The organism is Burkholderia sp. NRF60-BP8, assembly GCF_001522585.2.
Lineage (GTDB): Bacteria > Pseudomonadota > Gammaproteobacteria > Burkholderiales > Burkholderiaceae > Burkholderia.
Genome location: NZ_CP013373.1, coordinates 337,180 through 353,086, shown reverse-complemented (window position 1 = coordinate 353,086; position 15,907 = coordinate 337,180). Strand labels below are relative to the sequence as shown.

General features: G+C 65.0%; 14 protein-coding genes. 4 read left to right on the top strand and 10 right to left on the bottom strand.

Annotation, left to right across the window (positions count from 1 at the left end):
- Nucleotides 1-52: 52 nt before the first annotated feature.
- Entirely contained in the window at nt 53-2,440 is a 2,388-nt protein-coding gene (locus tag WS54_RS14725) for a penicillin-binding protein 1A (RefSeq protein ID WP_108041897.1), read from the top strand.
- 73 nt (nt 2,441-2,513) lie between these two features.
- On the opposite strand, the gene WS54_RS14720 is transcribed toward WS54_RS14725, so the two are convergent.
- A protein-coding gene (locus tag WS54_RS14720; protein WP_108041851.1) for an IS3 family transposase occupies nt 2,514-3,874 on the bottom strand; the annotation gives its coding sequence in 2 pieces (ribosomal slippage) (nt 2,514-3,400 and nt 3,400-3,874; 1,362 coding nt in all).
- Between the two features lie 102 nt (nt 3,875-3,976).
- Nucleotides 3,977-4,303, bottom strand: coding sequence for an iron donor protein CyaY (cyaY, locus tag WS54_RS14715; protein ID WP_059780713.1), 327 nt, complete (start codon nt 4,301-4,303; stop codon nt 3,977-3,979).
- A gap of 36 nt (nt 4,304-4,339) precedes the next feature.
- On the opposite strand from cyaY, the gene lptM reads away from it, so the two are divergent.
- Nucleotides 4,340-4,618 carry an LPS translocon maturation chaperone LptM gene (gene lptM / locus WS54_RS14710; RefSeq protein ID WP_034209742.1) on the top strand — a complete coding sequence of 93 codons (279 nt, stop codon included), beginning with the start codon at nt 4,340-4,342 and terminating at the stop codon, nt 4,616-4,618.
- Between the two features lie 82 nt (nt 4,619-4,700).
- Here the strand turns inward: lptM and msrQ are convergent, their stop codons facing one another.
- The 5 genes from msrQ to WS54_RS14685 form a co-directional block, all read right to left on the bottom strand.
- On the bottom strand, nt 4,701-5,387 hold the full coding sequence (gene msrQ, locus WS54_RS14705) for a protein-methionine-sulfoxide reductase heme-binding subunit MsrQ (protein WP_059780714.1): 687 nt from the start codon (nt 5,385-5,387) through the stop codon (nt 4,701-4,703).
- 20 nt (nt 5,388-5,407) lie between these two features.
- A complete protein-coding gene (gene msrP, locus WS54_RS14700) occupies nt 5,408-6,403 on the bottom strand; it encodes a protein-methionine-sulfoxide reductase catalytic subunit MsrP (RefSeq protein ID WP_059780719.1) in 996 nt (331 codons plus the stop codon).
- Between the two features lie 159 nt (nt 6,404-6,562).
- Complete coding sequence (gene ccsB / locus WS54_RS14695) at nt 6,563-7,753, bottom strand: c-type cytochrome biogenesis protein CcsB (protein WP_059780715.1); 1,191 nt, start codon at nt 7,751-7,753, stop codon at nt 6,563-6,565.
- A gap of 4 nt (nt 7,754-7,757) precedes the next feature.
- Nucleotides 7,758-9,971 carry a cytochrome c biogenesis protein ResB gene (locus WS54_RS14690; protein WP_034209739.1) on the bottom strand — a complete coding sequence of 738 codons (2,214 nt, stop codon included), beginning with the start codon at nt 9,969-9,971 and terminating at the stop codon, nt 7,758-7,760.
- 218 nt (nt 9,972-10,189) lie between these two features.
- On the bottom strand, nt 10,190-10,843 hold the full coding sequence (locus WS54_RS14685; protein WP_011546640.1) for a c-type cytochrome: 654 nt from the start codon (nt 10,841-10,843) through the stop codon (nt 10,190-10,192).
- A gap of 214 nt (nt 10,844-11,057) precedes the next feature.
- Between WS54_RS14685 and yihA the strand changes: the two genes are divergently transcribed.
- A complete protein-coding gene (gene yihA, locus WS54_RS14680; RefSeq protein WP_059780716.1) occupies nt 11,058-11,717 on the top strand; it encodes a ribosome biogenesis GTP-binding protein YihA/YsxC in 660 nt (219 codons plus the stop codon).
- A gap of 253 nt (nt 11,718-11,970) precedes the next feature.
- Nucleotides 11,971-12,969 (top strand): porphobilinogen synthase, encoded by a 999-nt coding sequence (hemB, locus tag WS54_RS14675; protein WP_034209736.1) that lies wholly within the window; start codon nt 11,971-11,973, stop codon nt 12,967-12,969.
- Between the two features lie 131 nt (nt 12,970-13,100).
- On the opposite strand, the gene dsbD is transcribed toward hemB, so the two are convergent.
- The 3 genes from dsbD to rplQ all read right to left on the bottom strand — a co-directional run bounded on the left by dsbD (nt 13,101) and on the right by rplQ (nt 15,863).
- Nucleotides 13,101-14,945, bottom strand: a complete 1,845-nt coding sequence (gene dsbD / locus WS54_RS14670; protein WP_034209735.1) for a protein-disulfide reductase DsbD — start codon at nt 14,943-14,945, stop codon at nt 13,101-13,103.
- Nucleotides 14,938-15,264, bottom strand: a complete 327-nt coding sequence (gene cutA / locus WS54_RS14665; RefSeq protein ID WP_059780717.1) for a divalent-cation tolerance protein CutA — start codon at nt 15,262-15,264, stop codon at nt 14,938-14,940. The genes dsbD and cutA overlap by 8 nt, the downstream gene beginning before the upstream one ends.
- 203 nt (nt 15,265-15,467) lie before the next feature.
- Nucleotides 15,468-15,863 (bottom strand): 50S ribosomal protein L17, encoded by a 396-nt coding sequence (gene rplQ / locus WS54_RS14660; RefSeq protein ID WP_006477175.1) that lies wholly within the window; start codon nt 15,861-15,863, stop codon nt 15,468-15,470.
- Nucleotides 15,864-15,907 lie beyond the last annotated feature (44 nt).

Genomic DNA, 15,907 nt, shown 5'->3' with positions numbered 1-15,907 from the left:
GGACCGGTCTTACCGGGCAGCTATAATCGCGGGACTGTTTTCCGGTATGCCTATGCAATCCACGACTCCTACGTCCCCGCCTCCCGCCCCGGAGCCGAAGAAGCGACCCTGGTGGCAAAAAGTCCTGCTCGGCTTCGCCGCGATGTGCGTGGCCCTCGTCGTGGCCGGCGGCCTCGTGCTCGGCTACGCGCTCGTCGTGGCATGGCCGAACATGCCGTCGCTCGACGCGCTGACCGACTATCGGCCGAAGGTGCCGCTGCGCATCTATACGTCGGATCACGTGCTGATCGGCGAATTCGGCGAGGAGCGCCGCGACGTCGTCCATTTCAAGGACGTGCCCGACTCGCTGAAGAAGGCGATCCTCGCGATCGAGGACGCGCGCTTCTACGATCACGGCGGCGTCGATCTCACCGGCATCATCCGCGCCGGCTTCGTCGCGCTGACGAACGGCCACGCGTCGCAAGGCGCGAGCACGATCACGATGCAGGTCGCGCGCAACTTCTTCCTGTCGAGCGAGAAAACCTACACGCGCAAGATCTACGAGATGCTGCTCGCGTACCGGATCGAGCGCGCGCTGACGAAGGATCAGATTCTAGAGGTCTACATGAATCAGATCTATCTCGGCCAGCGCGCGTACGGCTTCGCGAGCGCCGCGCGGGTCTATTTCGGCAAGGACCTGAAGGACATCACGCTCGCGGAAGCCGCGATGCTCGCTGGGCTGCCGAAGGCGCCGTCCGCGTACAACCCGGTCGTCAATCCGAAGCGCGCGAAGGTGCGTCAGGAATACATCCTGCAGCGGATGCTCGAGCTGAACTTCATCACGCGCGAACAGTACGACGAAGCCGCCGCGCAACCGCTCGTCGTCAAGGGGCCGGGCCGCGATTTCAGCGTGCATGCCGAGTACGTCGCCGAAATGGTCAGACAGATGATGTACGCGCAGTATCGCGAGGAAACCTACACGCGCGGCTTCAACGTCGTCACGACGATCGATTCCGCGGACCAGCAGGTCGCGTACACCGCGCTGCGCAAGGGCATCATGGATTACGAGCGCCGCCACGGCTATCGCGGGCCGGAGGGCTTCATCGAGCTGCCGGCCGGTGCCGACGATCGCGAACAGGCGATCGACGACGCGCTGCTCGAGCACCCCGACAACGGCGAGCTGATCGCCGCGGTCGTGACGGCCGCGAGCCCGCGCCAGATCACGATTGCGTTCATCGACGGCAGCACGGCGACGATCGAGGGCGACAACCTGCGCTTCGCGTCGGGCGCGCTGTCCGCCAACGCGCAGCCGAACCGCCGCATCCGCCCCGGCGCGATCGTCCGCGTCGTGAAGAACGACGCCGGCAAATGGTCGATCACGCAGTTGCCGCAGGTCGAAGGCGCGTTCCTGTCGATCGTCCCGCAGGACGGCGCGATCCGCTCGCTCGTCGGCGGCTTCGACTACAACAAGAACAAGTTCAACCACGTCACGCAGGCGTGGCGGCAGCCGGGTTCGTCGTTCAAGCCGTTCATCTACTCGGCATCGCTCGACAAGGGCCTCGGGCCGGCCACCGTGATCAACGACGGCCCGCTGTATTTCAGCGCCGCGGAAACCGGCGGCCAGCCGTGGGAGCCGAAGAACTACGGCGGCGGCTTCGAGGGCCCTATGTCGATGCGCACCGCGCTACAGCGCTCGCGCAACCTCGTGTCGATCCGGATCCTGAACCACATCGGCACGAAATACGCGCAGCAATACATCACGCGCTTCGGCTTCGACGCCGAGCGCCATCCCGCCTATCTGCCGATGGCACTCGGCGCCGGCCAGGTCACGCCGCTGCAGATGGCGGGTGCGTATTCGGTCTTCGCGAACGGCGGCTACCGCATCAATCCGTACCTGATCGCCGAAGTCACCGATCCGAACGGCGCGATCGTCGCGCGCGCGCAGCCGCTCGTCGCCGAGCAGAACGCGCCGCGCGCGATCGACGCGCGCAACGCCTACGTGATGAACAGCCTGCTGCAGAGCGTCGCGCAGCGCGGCACGGGCGCGCGGACCAACGTGCTGAAGCGCACCGACCTCGCGGGCAAGACCGGCACGACGAACGACTCGCACGACGCGTGGTTCGCCGGCTACCAGCACACGCTCGCCGCGATCGCGTGGATCGGCTACGACAATCCGCGCAGCCTCGGCGATCGCGAAACCGGCGGCGGCCTGTCGCTGCCGGTCTGGATCGACTACATGGGTGCGGCGCTCAAGGGCGTGCCCGAGTTCAAGCCGACGGCGCCCGACGGCGTCGAATCGCTCGGCGGCGAGCTGTACTTCACCGAGTTCACGCCGGGTCACGGCTTCGTGTCGACGGTCGGCGTGCCGCAGGCGCCGGCCGCCCAGAACGTCGACGAGGCCGTACCGCACGTCGACGAACAGGAAAAGCAGGACATCATGAACCTGTTCCGCGGCCACTGACCCGCGGCCCCGGCCATGAAAAAAGCGCCCCACGTGAACTGACCCCAATAAGTTGGATGGTCGGAACGGGCGGTTAAGCCGATGAGGGCTGGGTCCTGTACTGCACGGGACTCAGCCCTTTTAGTTTGGTCTTGATGCGTTGGTGATTGTAGTAGTGGATGTATTGGCGCAAGCCGTCTCGAAGCTGCTCGATGCTGGCGAACTTGTTCAGATAGAAGAACTCCGCCTTCAGCGTCCCAAAGAAGCTTTCCATCGCGGCGTTGTCCAGGCAGTTGCCTTTGCGAGACATGCTTTGGGTTAAGCCGCGAGCTGCGAGCTGCCGTCGATACGCCGGCATCTGGTACTGCCAGCCCTGATCGGAATGGAGAAGCGGTGCATCCAGTGGAGTCAGCTTGACCAGGGCCTTCTTGAGCATGTTCCCCACGAGTCTGAAATGCGGGCGTCTCTGCGTCTCATAAGCGATGATCTCCCCGTTATAGAGATCCATAACCGGGGAGAGATAAAGTTTGTCGCCCTGTACATTGAACTCCGTCACGTCGGTAACCCACTTCTGATTCGGCCGTTCGGCGCGGAATTGCCTTTCCAGCCGATTCGGCACCTGAGCCCGTTCCCCGCGGTAGGAGCGATACTTCTTGGGCCGCACTAGGGATTTCAACCCAAGTACTTGCATCAAGCGCTGCACGGTCTTGTGATTGATCGCTTGTCCCGCCCGGCGCAGTTCGGCCGTCACACGCCGGTAGCCATAGCGGCCCTTGTGGCGTTCGTAGATTTGCCGGATGCGCACTTTCAGGTTGGCGTACTTATCGCCGGCCATCTGCACTTTGGCTTGATAGTAGAACGTGCTGCGAGCTAGTCCGGCAGCCCTCAGCAGGTCCGATAAATCGTGGTCTTGCCTCAGTTCAAGCACTAACTGCGCTTTTTCTGCGCAGCGGCCTCTTTGGCCTGAACCAAGGCATTCCATTTTTTTAGGTACGCCACCTCCGCGCGCAGATATTTGAGTTCCGCGAGTAGTGCTTCACGCGTAAGCGTGTCCTTGGTCTCAACATCTGTCGGCTTGGCGGGCGGTATCGGCGTCGGCATTTTTCTCGGGCGTCCTTTGGGCTTGGGCGCCAATGCGCCCAGACCACCTTCATGATACTGGCGTTCCCATCCGCTTACGGCATCCCTGCCTCGAAGGTTAAACAGTGCCGCGACCTGACGATAAGACAACTGATCGCGCCACATCCTGCGCAGCACCCTGAGCTTGAATGCCGCACTGTATCGGCTGTATTTCTTGCGCAGCCCGGCAGCCCCATGCTGCTCATAGCTTGATACCCAGCGCTGTACCGTCCCGGGATGCAAGCCAAACTCCCGAGCGATGCTCTTGTAGCCGTATCGGCCAGGTGCGTAACGCCTCACCACTTCTCGCTTAAATTTCTCGTCGTACTTCGCCATGAAAAACACCCCACAGGTTGGATTCGCATCCAACTTTTGGGGTGCAGTTCACACGGGGCGCTTTTTCGTTGGGCACGACGTTGGGGGGCAGTGCCCCGGCCGTCACGCGCTGAACGTGATCGGCAGGCCGGCCTGCTGGGTCGCGTACTCGGTGAGCGCCGCGAAGAACTCGGTGCCCGTGCGCGTATCGCGCCATGCGCCGTCGGTGAAACGGTAGTGGAATCCGCCCGCCTTCGCGGCGATCCACACTTCCTTCATCGGCGGCTGCAGGTTGACGATGATCTTCGAGCCGTTCTCGAACGTGAGCGTCAGCACGCTGCCGTTGCGCTCCAGGTCGATGTCGTGATCGCCGTCGTTCGCGACGTCCACGGTACGCTCGACGGCCGCCAGCACGGCCTCTGCACGGGCCAGGTATTCGGTATCGGACATGCTAAACTCTATCGGTTAAATTGTTCAGGGACGATCATGCGAGTCGTTTTCCGGATGAGCGCGATTGTAGCGGCTTTGGCGATTCTTGCCGGCTGCGGTCAAAGCGGCGCGCTCTATCTGCCCACTGTGCCGCCGATGCCCAAGCCGATCCAGCAACAGGACACGCCGCCGTCGGACGTGAAACCGACCGACGAAAACGCGTCGTCCGACGAGACGCCCGACACGTCCGGCTCGCCGCTCGCGCTGTCGCCCGAGTTGTCGAGCAGTGCATCGACGCTGCCCGCCCCGGCATCGGGCCCGGCCGCCACGAAGTAACGCCGCGCTGCCGCCCGCGCGGCGCTCGAAACGAGGCGATGACCATTCGGTCATCGCCTTTTGCTTTTTCCGGGCCGCCCCGTCATGCGCGCACGCGCCGCCATCCCCACGCAACCAGTCGCCAGCCGAGCAGCGCGGCGACGATCGCCGCGTAGAGCTTCGGCTGCGCGAGATCGTGCTTGCCGGCCCGCATCCACCAGAAGTGCAGCACGCCGAACAGCGCGATCGCATAGATGGCGCTGTGCAGCGTCGCCCAGTGGCGACCGAGCCGGCGCACCATCGCGCGCGGCGACGTCGCGGCGAGCGGAATCAGCAGCACGAACGCCGCGAATCCGACCGTGATGAACGGGCGCTTGCCGACGTCCTTCAGGATCGCGACGACGTCGAACCACTTGTCGAACCACAGGTAGGTCGTGAAATGCAGCGTCGCGTAAAAGAACGCGAACAGCCCGATCATCCGGCGAAAGCGCAGCAGCGGCGCGAAACCCGTCATGCGCCTCACCGGCGTGACGGCAAGCGTGATGCACAACAGGACGAGCGTCCACAAGCCCGTCGACCGCGTGACGAATTCGATCGGATTCGCGCCGAGCCGATCGGTCAGCCCGAACAGCACGATGCGCGCGAGCGGATAGAGGCCGGCCGCGAACACCAGCACCTTGGCCGGTGCGAGCCAGCGCGGCGCGGCGGGACGGCTCGCACCGGCCCGCGCCGTGCGCGCGGCCGGCCCGTCGCCCGCGGCGCGGGCGGACGTGAGCGTCGAAGGAGGCATGTCGTTTCTCACGGGCGCGCTCAGAAATTCTTTTTCAGGTCCATGCCCTGATACATCGATGCGACCAGATCGCCGTAGCCGTTGAACATCAGCGTCTTGCGCTTCGGCGTGAAGAAGCCGTCCTCGCCGATACGCCGCTCGGTCGCCTGGCTCCAGCGCGGATGATCGACGTTCGGGTTCACGTTCGAATAAAAGCCGTATTCGTTCGCCGCGTACGTGTTCCAGCTCGTCTTCGGCTGCTTGTCGACGAAGCGGATCTTCACGAGCGACTTCGCGCTCTTGAAGCCGTACTTCCACGGCACGACGATCCGCACCGGCGCGCCGTTCTGGTTGGGCAGCACCTGCCCGTAGACGCCCATCGTCAGCAGCGTCAGCGGATGCATCGCCTCGTCCATGCGCAGTCCTTCCGAATACGGCCAGTCGAGCACGGGCGTCGACAGGCCCGGCATCTGCGACGGATCGGCCAGCGTGACGAACTGCACGTATTTCGCGTTGCCGGTCGGCTGCACGCGCCTGATCAGCTCGGACAGCGGCACGCCGATCCACGGAATCACCATCGACCAGCCCTCGACGCAGCGCAGCCGGTACACGCGCTCCTCGAGCGGCGCGAGCTTCAGCAACTCGTCGAGATCGAACACCTTCGGGTGCTGCACCTCGCCTTCGACGCTCACGCGCCACGGGCGCGGCCGCAGCGTGCCGGCGTTCTGCGCCGGATCGCTCTTGTCGGTGCCGAATTCGTAGAAGTTGTTGTAGGACGTGATGTCCTTGAACGGCGTCACCTTGTCGATGGCGACGAATGTCGGGTTCGTTTTTGCCGCGAGCTTCGCCGCCCGCGGGTCGGGCGACGCATACGCGGCGAGCGCCGCGCCGCTGGCGCCGAACAGGCCGCCCGCGGCCGCGAGGCCGGCCGCCTGCAACACGCGCCGCCGGTTCTCGAACACCGCGCGCGGGGTGATCTCGCTCGGCGCGATATCCGCGCCGGTCAGTACGTTACGCAAAGGGCGTTTGATCCACATCGTGCAGTTCCTCCCGCATGCGCGGCGCGCATGCTTCATGAGCGTTCGACCCGGCCCGTCACGCGCCGTTCGACGCCCGGTTCGCCCGCCCGTTACAAAAGAAAACCGCCGGGCACGCAGTGCACCGGCGGTCGTAGGGTCGGACGAGCGGCGGAAATCTTACAGCTTGCCGTAGCTGTGCAGCCCGGACAGGAACATGTTGACGCCGAGGAACGCGAACGTCGTGACCAGCAGGCCGGTGAGCGCCCACCACGCGGCCACCGCGCCGCGCAGGCCCTTCATCAGCCGCATGTGCAGCCACGCCGCGTAGTTCAGCCACACGATCAGCGCCCAGGTTTCCTTCGGATCCCAGCTCCAGTAGCCGCCCCACGCCTCGGCCGCCCACAGTGCGCCGAGGATCGTCGCGATCGTGAAGAACGCGAAACCGACCGCGATCGACTTGTACATCACATCGTCGAGCACTTCCAGCGTCGGCAGGCGATCGGCGAGGACCCCGCGCTCCTTCATCAGGTACGCGACCGACACCATCGCCGACAGCGCGAAGCTGCCGTAGCCGATGAAGTTCGCCGGCACGTGGATCTTCATCCACCAGCTTTGCAGTGCCGGTACGAGCGGCTGGATCTGCTGCGCATCGCGCGCGACCGAGTACCACATCAGGAAGCCGACCGCCGCACTGATGACCAGCAGCACGAACGCGCCGAGCGAGCGTGTGCCGTAGTGGCCTTCGTAATACAGATAAAGCAGCGCGGTGATCAGGCTGAACAGCACGAACACTTCATAGAGGTTCGACACGGGGATGTGTCCGACGTCCGCACCGATCAGGTAGGACTCGTACCAGCGCACCATCAACCCCGTGAAGCCCATCAGCACGGCGACCCACGTGAGCTTCTGGCCGATCGAGGCGCCCGTTTCGGAGCGGGCGAGCAGGCCGATCCAGTAGAAGATCGTCGCGAGCACGAACAGCGCGCTCATCCACAGGATCGCCGACTGGCTCGACAGGAAATACTTGAGGAAGAACGCCGAATCGGCGCGGGCGAGATCGCCCTGGTAGATCTGGATCGACAGCAGCGACAGCACGGCGATCGACGCCATCATCAGCCGCGCGGGCTTCCAGCGCCAGCCGAGCGCGACGAGCGCCGGCACGGTGCCGACCATCACCGCCTTGTCGTAGTAATCCATGTGCGCGTTGTAGTGCACGAGCGCATAGCCCGCGCCCGCCACCAGCGCCAGGGCGAACAGCCAGTCGAACAGCGACAGGCGCGCGAGGAACGGGCGGTCGTCGAACAGCGGCGACGATGCCGGCGCCGCAGCCGGCGCCGTACGGGAAGAGGAAACTTGCGTGAGATCCATGATGTTACCGGGTGGAATTCTCTGAATCGGAACCGCCGCCGGCAGGCGGTCGGGCCGTCGAAGCCGCACCGGCGGGCGCGGCGTCGCGAGGTGCGGCACGCAAGGCGGCGCCGGCCGCGTCGCGCGTCTGCACGAATTCTTTCTCGAAATCGAAGGTCTTGCGGGCCGTGGACATTGCCATCACCACATCGACGCCCGAACCGGCGTCCTTCAGCCAGAACCAGAGTCGCCGCTCGCGCACGTAGAACATCGAGAAGATGCCGGCGACCAGCAACAGGCTGCCAAGATACACCAGATTCTTGCCGGGTGCGCGCGTCAGCTGAAATACCGAAGCTTGCACCTGCTTGAACGAGTCAAGCTGCAAATAAACCGGCGATCCATACAAGAAGCTGTCGGATAGCGCATTGATCGCGTTCTGCACGAAGCGGATCGTGTCGGTGCCCTGCTGCGCCGCCGGCTCGCCGGCACGCTCGCGGGCGATCTGCCAGACCTCCCACATCGAGCCCTCGAGCATCCGCAGCAGCAGGCTCGCGGCCTTCTCCTGCTCGCCCTTCGGCACCGAGCGGTCGATGAAGGTCGCCACTGCCTGGAAGCCGCCGACCGGCTGGCCGTCCGCGCCGCGACCGACGCTGTCGTCGCTCGCCGCAAAAAGGGTCAGCACCTTCGATGCACTGTCCTGCAGACGGCCGCGCAGCGACGCATCGCCCGGCAGCGAGCGCTGCGCGAAGCGTGCGGCGGCTTCCGTGCGCACGGCCGGATCCTCGAGCGCGGCGCGCAGGCGCATCCATTCGCCGATCGAATCCTGGCTGTCGGCCGGAATCCGCATGTAGCGGAACGGGTCGTTCGGGCTCGCGCGCACGCCGGCGAGGAACACGCGCTCGCCGTTCATGTCGACGGGCAGCATGTAGTTGTTGAATTCGCGCGCTTGGCCGTCCTTGCCGCGGATCTTGTACTGCACCGACGGGCCGATGTTGTGGAGCTGCGTCGGCTTCGACGTCTTTGCGCCCGAGCCGAGCCGCTCGTCGAACACTTCCTTCAGCGAACTCGTCGTCGCGACGCCGCGCACATCGGGCTTGCCGCTCGCGTCGGCCATGTTCTCGACGTTGATCGCGCGGAAATCGGAGAACTCGATCGTATCGCCGTCGGCGCCCGGGACCTGGAGCGGCGCCGAGCTGCCGATCGTGCCCTTCACGGGGAAGGTCGCCGCGTGGCTGCCCGTCATCGGATAGGCCGTCATCTGCATTTGCGAGCCGCCGTCCTGGAAGCTCGACTGGTAGATCGACACGCCCTTGTACGTGAACGGCTTGTTGACCTCGACTCGCGCCGGGATCTTCCGGCCGGTCTCGCGATCGATCACGACGATGTCGCTTGCGAACAGCTTCGGCATGCCCGTCGTGTAGTAATCGACGATGAACTTGTCGAGCTGGATCGAGAACGGCAGATCCTGAATCAGCGAGCCGCTCGGCTGGTTCAGGATCGCGGTCGACACGAACTGACCCTCCGGCACCCACGCATAGCCGCGGAACGTCGGGTTCGACGCGGACAGGCGATGGTCGGGCGAGATCTCGCTGATCGTCGCGCTCGTGTTGACCGGACTCTTGCCGAACATCCACATCTGGAATTTGATCGGCAGGTTGCTGTCGAGCAGGCCGCCGATACAGATCACGACGATCGCGAGGTGCGCGGAGATGTAGCCCCACTTGGTCATCGCGCCGCGCTTCGCGGAGATCAGCGTCGCGCCGTCGGTTTCACGCACGACGTGCTTGTAGCCGGCCTTCGCGACGAACGTGGCGAGCGTGGCCGCGACGCTCGCGCGCGTGCCGGACGCCGTGTACTCGGCCTTGTGGTGGAATGCGCGCAGGCTGCCTTCGCGGACCTTGTCCTTCCAGCTCTTCGCATCGGCGAGCATCTTCGGCGCGTTGCGGATCACGCACAGCGAGATCGACGCGACGAGGAAGATCAGGATCAGCATGAACCACCACGCGCTGTACACGTTGTACAGGCCGAGCGAGCGGAAGATGTCCGCCCAGAAAGGCCCGAACTGGTTCACGTAGTTCGGATACGGATCGTCCTGGGTCAGGACCGTGCCGATGATGCTCGCAATCGACAGCACCACCAGCAGCGCGATCGCGAAGCGCATCGAGCTCAGCAGCTCGACCGCGCGTTTCGACGCACCCTGACTCGACTTCGACTGCAACCCCGACGTGGTAACGCTCATTCAAACTCCGACTAAGGGGAAACACCCCCCACGCTCACTATGTTCGCTTCGGGGGCGCAGCCCCCCATCGCCGGCAAGCCGCTCCATCCGGCTCGGCCCGGCGAGTGCCGACAAAAAAGAAGGGCGAGGCAACCGCGACGGCGCGGCGCCCCACCCTTTTCTTGTTCTGACTCCGGCCGCCCTTCGGGCGCCCGGTCATTCCATTCGCGGCCGACCGCTCAACGCAGGCCCGCGATGTAATCCGCGACGGCCTTGATCTCGGTATCCGACAGCCGCGACGCGATCTGATGCATCGCCTCGTTGTTGTTGCGCGCGCCGGCACCCTGCTGGAACGCGGTCAACTGCGCGACCGTGTAATCGGCCCATTGCCCCGACAGACGCGGATACTGGACCGGGATCCCCTGCCCCGTCGGGCCGTGGCAGCTCGCACAAGCGGGTACGCCCTTTTCCGCAATGCCGCCGCGATAGATCTTCTGGCCGACCGGCACGGTCGCCGCATCGCGTGCGGTACCGAGCTTCGTCGTCTGCGACCCGTAGTACGCGGCGACGTTGCGCATGTCGTCCGCGCTCAACGCGCTCGCGAATCCGACCATCACCGCGTTGTTCCGCACCGGCCCCTTCGCGCCCGGCTGCGTCTTGAAGTCGTTCAACTGCTTGACCAGATATTCGGGATGCTGGCCGGCAAGCTTCGGGAAACTGCCCGACGCACTATTGCCGTCGGCGCCATGACACGACGCGCAGACTTGCCCGGCAATCGCCTTGCCGCGGTCGAGATCCGGCTTGGCCGCATCTGCCGCATTTGCCTCCGCTACGAAACCTACGAACCCTGCTGCAACCTGAAGCACCATCAGAGACTTGCACAGTCGATTCATTCGCACACCCTGTTTCGTCTTGTGGGAATTTGAGGTTCTGCAAAAAACGACGGCGTCCAGTCTACCGCAGAAGCCACATAAAAGCGCGAGGCAGGCGCCCGGTGGGCTTCGGTAAAACCGCCGTATTGTACAATATCGTGTTGAAAGCTCCCGCGCCTATCGGGGCTACCCCGCCTCCACCAAGCGGCTCGCGCCGCCCGTCCTTCCGGTTCCCATGGCCTTTCTGCTCCATCAAGCCCGCTTCTACACGACCGTCAACCATCTGCGCGACCTGCCGCCGACGGTTCAGCCGGAAATCGCGTTCGCGGGCCGCTCGAATGCCGGCAAGTCGACGGCGATCAACGTGCTCTGCAACCAGAAGCGGCTGGCCTTCGCGTCGAAGACGCCCGGCCGCACGCAGCATATCAACTACTTCTCCGTCGGCCCGGCCGCCGAGCCCGTCGCGAACCTCGTCGACCTGCCCGGCTACGGCTATGCGGAAGTGCCCGGCGCCGCGAAGGCGCATTGGGAAATGCTGCTGTCGTCCTATCTCGCGACGCGCTCGCAGCTTTGCGGCCTGATCCTGATGATGGATTCGCGCCGTCCGCTGACCGATCTCGATCGACGCATGATCGAGTGGTTCGCGCCGACCGGCAAGCCGATCCACACGCTGCTGACCAAGTGCGACAAATTGACGCGCCAGGAAAGCATCAACGCGTTGCGCAATACGCAGAAGGGGCTCGACGCGTATCGCGACCAGGGCGTGCAGGGCAAGCTGACGGTCCAGCTGTTCTCGGCGCTGAAGCGCACGGGGCTCGACGAGGCCCATGAACTGATCGAGAGCTGGCTGCGGCCGTCCGTCGCCGACGAAAAAAGCGAGCTTGTAGCACAATGAGCGGGCAACGCGCGGCTGGGATCGGTCGTGCGCACCTGACGGCACCTGCGAATTCGGCCGGCTCATAAAAAAACCCGCCGTTGAACGGCGGGTCAAACAGCCTAATCGAAAAACGACAGGCACCCGCTCAGGGAGGAGAAGCGGGGAGCTGCACGCAACGCGTACCGCTCGATCGCTATCATATACCAACGATCTCGAAAATGACCTAAGGGTTCCGTAAGGTCCTTCTTGCCCTGATTTCTGCCAAATCGCCATGAGCTTCCATCCGCTTCATCGTCCGCGCCGGATGCGCCGCGACGACTTCTCTCGCCGCCTGATGCGCGAAAACCGCCTGACCACCGACGATCTGATCTACCCGGTGTTCGTCGTCGAAGGCACCAACGAACGTCAGCCGGTCCCGTCGATGCCCGGCGTCGAACGCGTGTCGGTCGATCTGCTGATGCACGTCGCCGAGCAGTGCGTCGAACTCGGCGTGCCCGTGCTGTCGCTGTTCCCGGCCATCGAGCCGTCGTTGAAAACGCCCGACGGCCGCGAAGCGGCCAATCCGGAAGGCCTGATCCCGCGCGCCGTGCGCGAGCTGAAGAAGCGCTTCCCCGAACTGGGCGTGCTGACCGACGTCGCGCTCGATCCGTACACGAGCCACGGCCAGGACGGCGTGCTCGACGAAAACGGCTACGTGATCAACGACGACACGATCGAGATCCTGGTCGACCAGGCGCGTGCGCAGGCGGAAGCCGGCGTCGACATCGTCGCGCCGTCGGACATGATGGACGGCCGCATCGGCGCGGTCCGCGAGATGCTGGAAAGCGACGGCCACATCCACACGCGGATCATGGCCTATTCGGCGAAGTTCGCATCGGCGTTCTACGGCCCGTTCCGCGATGCGGTCGGTTCGGCATCCAATCTGGGCAAGGGCAACAAGATGACCTACCAGATGGATCCGGCGAACAGCGACGAAGCGCTGCGCGAAGTGCGCCTCGACATCGACGAAGGCGCCGACATGGTGATGGTCAAGCCCGGCATGCCGTATCTCGACATCGTGCGCCGCGTGAAGGACGAGTTCCGCTTCCCGACCTACGTGTACCAGGTGAGCGGCGAATACGCGATGCTGAAGGCGGCCGCGATGAACGGCTGGCTCGACCACGACAAGGTCGTGCTCGAATCGCTGCTCGCGTTCAAGCGTGCAGGCGCCGACGGCGTGCTCACGTACTTCGCGCTCGATGCCGCGCGTCTGCTGAAAGCGCAGCGCTGATCGCGCGCGCCGGCGGCACCAGTAAAAACGGCGGGACACCTCGGTGTTCCGCCGTTTTTCGTTGACCGTCGATCGACACCGTCGGCCGGCCCCGAAGCCTCCGTTCGCCGGCTCGCTCCGGCCGGCCACCGTCATGCCGTCGGAACGACCGCCCGATCGAGACTGCGCAGGAACGTGTCGGCCGCCTGATAGCCGACCACGCGGCCGATCTCGTTGCCATGGCGATCGAAGAAGATGATGCCCGGCGGCCCGAACAGGTTGAAGCGCTTGAGCAGCGCCTGATCGTCCGGATTGTTCGCGGTGACGTCCGCACGCACGAGGTGAAGCTGCGCGAGCCGCGCCTGCACGCGCGCGTCGGTGAACGTCAGATGCTCCATCTCCTTGCAGCTCACGCACCAGTCGGCGTAGAAGTCGAGCATCACGGGCCGGCCCGACGTCTTCAGCAGCGTGTCGAGTTCGCCGCTGGAGCGCACCGGGGCGAACGCCGGGCCGTCCTGCGCGGCAGCCGCGCCGGCAGCCGCCGCACCGCCGGAGGCTGCCGTACGCGCCGCCAGCACGGCCAGCGGCTTGACGGGATCGGTCGAGCCCGCGGCCAGGCCGACGAGCAACGTCGCGGCCCAGATCGCGAGCGCGGCGCCCACGCCGCGGCCCAGGCGGCGCCAGACCGACGCAGCACCGGCATTCGGCGTGAACAGGCCGAGCGCCGCGGCCGCGATCAGCAGCCACAACGCCGCGAGCACCATCTTCAGCCCGGCCGCCAGCACCGGCCACACGATCCACAGCGCGGCCGCGAGCAGCACGATGCCGAAGAATACCTTGACGCCGTCCATCCACGCGCCTGCGCGCGGCAGCACCGTCCCGGCCCCGACGCCGACGACCAGCAGCGGCACGCCGAGCCCGAGCCCCATCGCGAACAGCGCCGCGCCGCCGAGCAACGCATTGCCGGTGTGCGCGATGAAAGCGAGCACGGCGAACAGCGGCGCCGTCATGCACGCCCCGACGACCAGCGCCGACAACGCGCCCATTGCCGCAACCGCGACGAAGTGGCCGCCCTGGCGCGCGCTCGATGCCTCGGCCGCGCCGTTCTGCCAGCGCGCCGGCAACGCGATGTCCTTGCCCGAGATCAGCGACACCGCGAACGCGGTCAGCAGCACGCCGAACGCGCCGAGTACCCACGGGTTCTGCAGCCATGCGCCGAGGCTCTGGCCGACCAGCGCGGCCGCGATGCCGAGTACCGTGTAGACCAGCGCCATGCCGACCACGTAGGTCAGCGACAGCGCGAAGCCGCGTGCATGCGTCGCACGCGTGCCCTGGCCGATGATGATCGCGGACACGATCGGAATCATCGGGTACGAACACGGCAAGAGGCTCAGCACGACACCCGCGACGAAATAGAGCGCGACGATGGTGAAGAAGCCCTGGCCTTCGAGCAGCGACTGCGCGAAATCCGCGCTCGTGACCTTGTCGAACCAATTGCCGGCGGCAGCCGTATCGCCGGACGACGATGCGGCACCGAGCGCGGCGCCATCGACCTTCATCACGTGCTCGGCCGGCGGATAACAGATCCCTTCGTCCGCACACCCTTGCGACGTCACCGCGAGCTCGAACGGCCCGGCTGCCTGCTTCACCGGCACGTGAACGACGACTTCATCGCGATAGGTCTCGACGTTCTTCTGGAACGTCTGGTCGAATTTCACGTGGCCGGCCGGGAATTGCGGTTCGCCGAGCGTCGCCTGACCGCTCTTCACCGCGAACGCGAACCGCTCGCGGTACATGTAATAGCCGTTGGCGATCTTGAAACGAACGTCCACCTGCCCCGGCGATTCGCTCGCGCTGAACTTGAACGCAACCGCCGGATCGAGGAAATCGTCGGCCGCGCGCGCGACGGACAGGCCGCCCAGCATCACGAACGACAACAGGACCGCAACAAACCGCAGCGCACGCACGCGCATCGAAAGCGCCATACCGTTAAACATGAAATAGACGTTGAGTTTCGCCGGTCACCCATTGGCCATACGCGGCCGATGCCGTCGTCTGCCACGAGACGATTTCGGGTGTCTCGTAAGGATGACGCGCGAGGATAAATCGCTCCAGTTCGAGCGCCCGGACGGGGCTCGTCTTGAACAGCAACTGGATCTCGTCGGCCGTTTCGACCTTGCCCTGCCAGTGATAGCGCGACTTGATCGCACCGAGCTCCGACACGCACGCGGCAAGGCGCGCGTCGAGCGCGCCGTCGGCGAGCACCGCGGCCGTCGCCGCATCGGGTACCGTCGTCAGCATCAGCACCACTATCATCCGCGCCCTCCTCACTGGTCTGCCGGCTCCTGTCGGCGCCGGTTACCCGCTCGGCGACCGCACCGGTTGCCCCGTATCGTAGCGCAGCCCGCGCAACGCTGCCGGCACCGGCCTGCGACAATCGATCGCAGCCGGCATCTCAAAAACAAAAAGGGCCAAGCAAAACGCTCGGCCCCTTTCTGATCCTGCTGCGTACCGGAAGCTTACTCGGCTTCTTGCACGTTTTCCGTTTCGTCGACTTCCGGACGGTCGAGCAGTTCGACCAGTGCCATCGGTGCGTTGTCGCCCACGCGGAAGCCGAACTTCAGCACGCGCAGGTAGCCGCCCGGACGGTTCGCGAAACGCGGACCGAGCACGTCGAACAGCTTCGCGACCGAGTCACGATCGCGCAGGCGGTTGAACGCCAGGCGACGGTTTGCCAGCGACGGCTTCTTGCCGAGCGTGATCAGCGGCTCGACGACTTTACGGAGTTCCTTCGCCTTCGGCAGCGTCGTCTTGATGACTTCGTGCTCGATCAGCGAGTTGGACATGTTACGGAGCATAGCCAGACGGTGGCTGCTCGTGCGGTTCAGTTTCCGCAGACCATGACGATGGCGCATTTCAGTTTCCTTGATTCAAAGTTTTGGTCCAGCTCTTCTATCGC

Bases quoted from the DNA above. Each gene is read 5' to 3' on its own strand.
- yihA (WP_059780716.1), top strand. From the start codon at position 11,058: ATGGCCTTTCTGCTCCATCAAGCCCGCTTCTACACGACCGTCAACCAT.
- cutA (WP_059780717.1), bottom strand. From the start codon at position 15,264: ATGATAGTGGTGCTGATGCTGACGACGGTACCCGATGCGGCGACGGCC.
- cyaY (WP_059780713.1), bottom strand. From the start codon at position 4,303: ATGTCCGATACCGAATACCTGGCCCGTGCAGAGGCCGTGCTGGCGGCC.
- WS54_RS14685 (WP_011546640.1), bottom strand. From the start codon at position 10,843: ATGAATCGACTGTGCAAGTCTCTGATGGTGCTTCAGGTTGCAGCAGGG.
- lptM (WP_034209742.1), top strand. From the start codon at position 4,340: ATGCGAGTCGTTTTCCGGATGAGCGCGATTGTAGCGGCTTTGGCGATT.
- rplQ (WP_006477175.1), bottom strand. From the start codon at position 15,863: ATGCGCCATCGTCATGGTCTGCGGAAACTGAACCGCACGAGCAGCCAC.
- hemB (WP_034209736.1), top strand. From the start codon at position 11,971: ATGAGCTTCCATCCGCTTCATCGTCCGCGCCGGATGCGCCGCGACGAC.
- ccsB (WP_059780715.1), bottom strand. From the start codon at position 7,753: ATGGATCTCACGCAAGTTTCCTCTTCCCGTACGGCGCCGGCTGCGGCG.
- dsbD (WP_034209735.1), bottom strand. From the start codon at position 14,945: ATGTTTAACGGTATGGCGCTTTCGATGCGCGTGCGTGCGCTGCGGTTT.
- WS54_RS14690 (WP_034209739.1), bottom strand. From the start codon at position 9,971: ATGAGCGTTACCACGTCGGGGTTGCAGTCGAAGTCGAGTCAGGGTGCG.
- msrP (WP_059780719.1), bottom strand. From the start codon at position 6,403: ATGTGGATCAAACGCCCTTTGCGTAACGTACTGACCGGCGCGGATATC.
- msrQ (WP_059780714.1), bottom strand. From the start codon at position 5,387: ATGCCTCCTTCGACGCTCACGTCCGCCCGCGCCGCGGGCGACGGGCCG.
- WS54_RS14725 (WP_108041897.1), top strand. From the start codon at position 53: ATGCAATCCACGACTCCTACGTCCCCGCCTCCCGCCCCGGAGCCGAAG.